This is a genomic window from Candidatus Cloacimonadaceae bacterium (assembly GCA_030693415.1).
Classification (GTDB): Bacteria; Cloacimonadota; Cloacimonadia; order Cloacimonadales; family Cloacimonadaceae; genus JAUYAR01.
This window is the reverse complement of the sequence record JAUYAR010000110.1, coordinates 1-3,726: the sequence shown is the minus strand read 5'-3', so window position 1 is coordinate 3,726 and position 3,726 is coordinate 1. Positions and strand designations below refer to the sequence as shown.

Annotated in this window: 8 protein-coding genes; all 8 read right to left on the bottom strand. The window is 46.3% G+C overall.

What is annotated here, in order from left to right; all coding sequences use genetic code 11:
* Positions 1 to 201: 201 nt before the first annotated feature.
* Positions 202 to 879 carry a GNAT family N-acetyltransferase gene (locus Q8M98_06750; protein MDP3114458.1) on the bottom strand — a complete coding sequence of 226 codons (678 nt, stop codon included), beginning with the start codon at positions 877 to 879 and terminating at the stop codon, positions 202 to 204.
* Positions 855 to 1,169, bottom strand: coding sequence for a hypothetical protein (locus Q8M98_06745; protein ID MDP3114457.1), 315 nt, complete (start codon positions 1,167 to 1,169; stop codon positions 855 to 857). The genes Q8M98_06750 and Q8M98_06745 overlap by 25 nt, the downstream gene beginning before the upstream one ends.
* Before the next feature lie 217 nt (positions 1,170 to 1,386).
* Entirely contained in the window at positions 1,387 to 1,788 is a 402-nt protein-coding gene (locus tag Q8M98_06740; GenBank protein MDP3114456.1) for a hypothetical protein, read from the bottom strand.
* Complete coding sequence (locus Q8M98_06735; GenBank protein ID MDP3114455.1) at positions 1,785 to 1,991, bottom strand: hypothetical protein; 207 nt, start codon at positions 1,989 to 1,991, stop codon at positions 1,785 to 1,787. The genes Q8M98_06740 and Q8M98_06735 overlap by 4 nt, the downstream gene beginning before the upstream one ends.
* Positions 1,948 to 2,385, bottom strand: coding sequence for a hypothetical protein (locus Q8M98_06730; GenBank protein ID MDP3114454.1), 438 nt, complete (start codon positions 2,383 to 2,385; stop codon positions 1,948 to 1,950). Before Q8M98_06730 ends, Q8M98_06735 begins: the two co-directional genes overlap by 44 nt.
* Before the next feature lie 104 nt (positions 2,386 to 2,489).
* Complete coding sequence (locus Q8M98_06725; GenBank protein ID MDP3114453.1) at positions 2,490 to 2,939, bottom strand: hypothetical protein; 450 nt, start codon at positions 2,937 to 2,939, stop codon at positions 2,490 to 2,492.
* Positions 2,932 to 3,183, bottom strand: coding sequence for a helix-turn-helix domain-containing protein (locus Q8M98_06720; protein MDP3114452.1), 252 nt, complete (start codon positions 3,181 to 3,183; stop codon positions 2,932 to 2,934). The genes Q8M98_06725 and Q8M98_06720 overlap by 8 nt, the downstream gene beginning before the upstream one ends.
* 60 nt (positions 3,184 to 3,243) lie before the next feature.
* Positions 3,244 to 3,726: DUF3164 family protein (locus tag Q8M98_06715; GenBank protein MDP3114451.1), on the bottom strand; the 483-nt coding region annotated here is incomplete at its 5' end.

The following is a 3,726-nucleotide window of genomic DNA, read 5'->3' as shown; positions in this document are numbered from 1 at the left end:
CATTTAGTGTATGAATCCATGGTCTGAAATCATGCCTGATTGGCAAGGTGGCTCTCACCTTCGGAACGAGTGGCTCTATTATTCGGAGGGGTGGCTCTAATTCTGCGGACTAATGGCTCTATCTTATCAGATTATTCAATTATGAATTAACTCTATTAAATAAACATTCTCCGCATCATCAATAGCTATGAAGTAATGTAATTATAACAGCTTCCTCTTTTTCAGCTTCTTCTCCACCAATTTTTTTAATTTGTCATACGAAGGAGGTGGTCCTGTATTGACTGCATCTGCATCTATAAAGAGCGCATCGCTTAAACCCCATTCTTCCATAATTGCCCGGTCACGGGTGTTATACTCCTCATAGACAACTTGATCATGAAATTCTGCAGCAATCTTTTTCATTCGTTCAAAAGCAATATTTTGCGCTGCACACCAGCCATGATTGAATGCTCTGATTATGACTTTTTCTGTTCCGGCTGTCGGTTTCTTTATGGGTTTCCTCCATTGGGGAGGAATTGCATCATCTGAAAATGGTTTCCACATCAAGGCGGCAATGCCGTCTGCATCAACTTTTTTGTATCCATGCTTTTTGAACCAGGCTGCTTTCATCCAGAATGGCAATGTTAAACACCAGGCAGCGATACCCTTGGCTCCGAGCGCTTTTACATCCTGTTCCGCAGCTTCCAGCAAGGCTGTTCCCAATCCTTTACCCATTAGGTTACCCCGCCCTTTTTTATGTCCGTGCACCCAAATGCAATAGATAATATAACAGTCCTTTCCTTCCAGTATGGACTGTTCGACAGGAAGATACTGAATAAATCCTGCCAATACATCTTTATCGTTATAAGCCAGCTTCACCCTGAGACCTTTTTGCTGCATTTCCTCATACCAAAGCTGTCTCTGCTTGCCTGCATCCTTTCCAGATTCATCCACTGTCCCTGGGCATTGCGCATCTTGATCAGGAAGCCATTCCCACAGGCGATATAGAACTTGATCAGCTCACCTAAGATGGTGGTCTGGTCTTCACAAGCAGGGAACTCGGCTGTCTCCATCCACTTGGTGACATTGGAGTTCTTACACTCAAACTGCATGACAGTTGCCATCGTGACAGCATCCACACAACCGGAATGGTACTCATCCGTATCTAAGAGAGCCAGGAGTTTACTCATGGAGTATGGCTGAGATACGACTTTCTTCGACTCGGCTTCTTTGGATATCAGTCGCTTACCGACCCTTTTCATAACAGTTAAGTCAACAGCTTCAGGCTTGTATTTGCTTTCCAATAGTTCTGATGCGCTACTAATCCCAACATTATAGTTACCGAGTCGCATGATACGCATTAATCTATTCCCTCGGTGTTTTCGGTGTTCTCGGTGGCTGATATTCTCATGATGCCGCTCCGGAACCACTCTTTAGCAGGTCAAGTTTGGCGATTCTGACCAGACGGGTTCCGTCTATCCTCGATGTGTAATACTCTATGTGAGGGATGTCTCTATTGGCAAACTTGAGATAGAATCCTCTGAACTTCTCTTTGATCTTATACATGTCCAGATCAGGATCGTCCACATTCTGGGCATTGACGATCAGGAAGACTGTCCAAGCCAGATCAGTGCTAACATACTGTCTGGAAGTGCCATTCTTGCCTGTTTCCGAGTCCAGGATCACGATGGCGCAAGGAAGAACTTTGGGTATGGCATCCTTGTTGAACTGGATGGTGGGGAGATCGGAAAACTTAAGAGCATTAACTATCCGGTCTCTCTCTGCGATAAACTTATCATGTGCGGTCATAGACTCACCTCGATGCTGTTCAGTTGTTGATAAATCCACTGCTCCCGGTTAGCGATAACCTCAGCAAATACATTACGGGCTTGGATGCCTTCCCGCTTGATCTTGCCCCTGATGAGATAAGCGATCTCGGCTACGGTCAGCAGCTTACCTGTCTGTTTATCAGTCCAAGTCCATAGTGAGCCGCTTATTGTTCTGCAGTTCATGTAAGGTAAAGGCTGTGCGCTCCTGTGCCAGATCTACATCTGCTGCAGTATGGATCACATAGCGTTCACCTTTGATGATCCTCCAGATGGGATAGACCACTCCTATAAGTACCGTTTTGCCCAGCCCACGAAAACCTGTGATTCCGATGACGCCTGAGCCCTTGTCAGTCTCATCGAACATAGTCTCATGTGCTGGGCAAAAGGGTAGTGGGAAGATATGTGGGAAATAGGTATGGCAGAAGAACGAGAAAGCATCCCAACCTTCTCCGGTGGTTCTTCTGATCCTATCAGTCTTGGCTTCAGGATTATCGTCTATAAAAGGCAAGACGGAGATCGTTTTTGATGCGATCTCCGCCAATGCTTTGTTATGTCGCTGAATGAACTTCTTAGACATAACCGGGGTCCGGAAGGATCAGCGGAGCCGGAGGCGACGGCTCCGCTTGATCTGTAGGCTGTTGGAGGGTAGGTTTGGAGGCAACCATGTCCGTGGCTGTATAATTATCCATTTCTAACTCTTAAGTACTCGGCAAGGTCTAAGACTATGCCTTGGAACTGCTTTAGGATAGTCTCATGCCCTTTCTCGATCATAAAGTCAGTCACCTGATCCAGGAAGCGCACGATGTAGTCGTTCAGTTCCTTGGCAGGCTCACTATCTTTCTGATTCTGTTTGATTAAGTTTACAAGGCTCTGCAGAGCGGTATCTGCCGGGTTCTTGGCATACTCACGAAGTGCCTGGATTAGTGCCTTCTTGCGGGCTAAGCTGATCTCATGGTCAAGCTTGCGCTCTTCCTTGAATAGCTCATCCCACTTGCCGGACTTGATCCACTTGCGGACGGTGATGTCGGACACACCGAAGATCACCGCCAGCTCGAGTGGGTCGGTCATACCATTCAGATAAGCATCTTTGCAGTTGTCCCGCTTGATGCGGAACTCTAATGCATTACTCATACTCAGGTCTTACTTTATGCTTAAGCAGGTATTCGTTTAGGTCTTTCCCGGCACAGCGTAACTGTCCATTCTCTTTGGTGCGGAAGGCAGGCAGAGGATCGGGGATATCTCTGATCCAGCGATAGACACTGGAACGGTCAACCCTTAGCACCTCTGCTATCTCATCCGTCCGGTAGTTGCGATCATCTTTGAAGATACTCATCATTTCTATTACCTCTACAGTATTGGTATTCATAGGTGCCATTAATCATTCTCCTGTATTTCTATCAAATCGGTTTGTATGACGCTACCACTCTTTCTTAGCTTAGAGTGCTGTGAAGTTGAGGACTATCATCTTGTATTCGCCATGTTCATCTCTTGCGTAGAAAGACACATACTGCTTGGTGGAGACAACCTGGATAGCCTGATCAATAAGTTCCATCGCTTCTTTCCAGATGGGGTCTTTGATGTTGTACTTACGTAGGGCAAGAATACGGAACTTAGCAATCTCTCCCTTCTTATCGACCTGAAAGGCCTCATTGATGATAGCCCGGAGATTGACGTTGGAGTCGGTTGTCCAGGCTCTGATGCACTCATCGATCTTCTGCTTGGCAAGCTGTAGCTCCAGACCGAACTCGATACGTTCTTTGAAGCGGATATCGATCTTGTATTTGCCATCGAAGCTGGTGAATGCGGCATTGCCTTTCCATTCCATACCACTCTTCTTGGCTATGAATTCGAGATAGCTTTCAATCTCCGCATAAAGCTTGATCTTATCTGCGATGATGCGCTTCTGAAGCCTGATTAC

Coding starts and splice junctions, on each gene's coding strand:
- Q8M98_06750 (MDP3114458.1), bottom strand. CDS start 879: ATGCAGCAAAAAGGTCTCAGGGTGAAGCTGGCTTATAACGATAAAGAT.
- Q8M98_06745 (MDP3114457.1), bottom strand. CDS start 1,169: ATGAGTAAACTCCTGGCTCTCTTAGATACGGATGAGTACCATTCCGGT.
- Q8M98_06740 (MDP3114456.1), bottom strand. CDS start 1,788: ATGACCGCACATGATAAGTTTATCGCAGAGAGAGACCGGATAGTTAAT.
- Q8M98_06735 (MDP3114455.1), bottom strand. CDS start 1,991: ATGAACTGCAGAACAATAAGCGGCTCACTATGGACTTGGACTGATAAA.
- Q8M98_06730 (MDP3114454.1), bottom strand. CDS start 2,385: ATGTCTAAGAAGTTCATTCAGCGACATAACAAAGCATTGGCGGAGATC.
- Q8M98_06725 (MDP3114453.1), bottom strand. CDS start 2,939: ATGAGTAATGCATTAGAGTTCCGCATCAAGCGGGACAACTGCAAAGAT.
- Q8M98_06720 (MDP3114452.1), bottom strand. CDS start 3,183: ATGGCACCTATGAATACCAATACTGTAGAGGTAATAGAAATGATGAGT.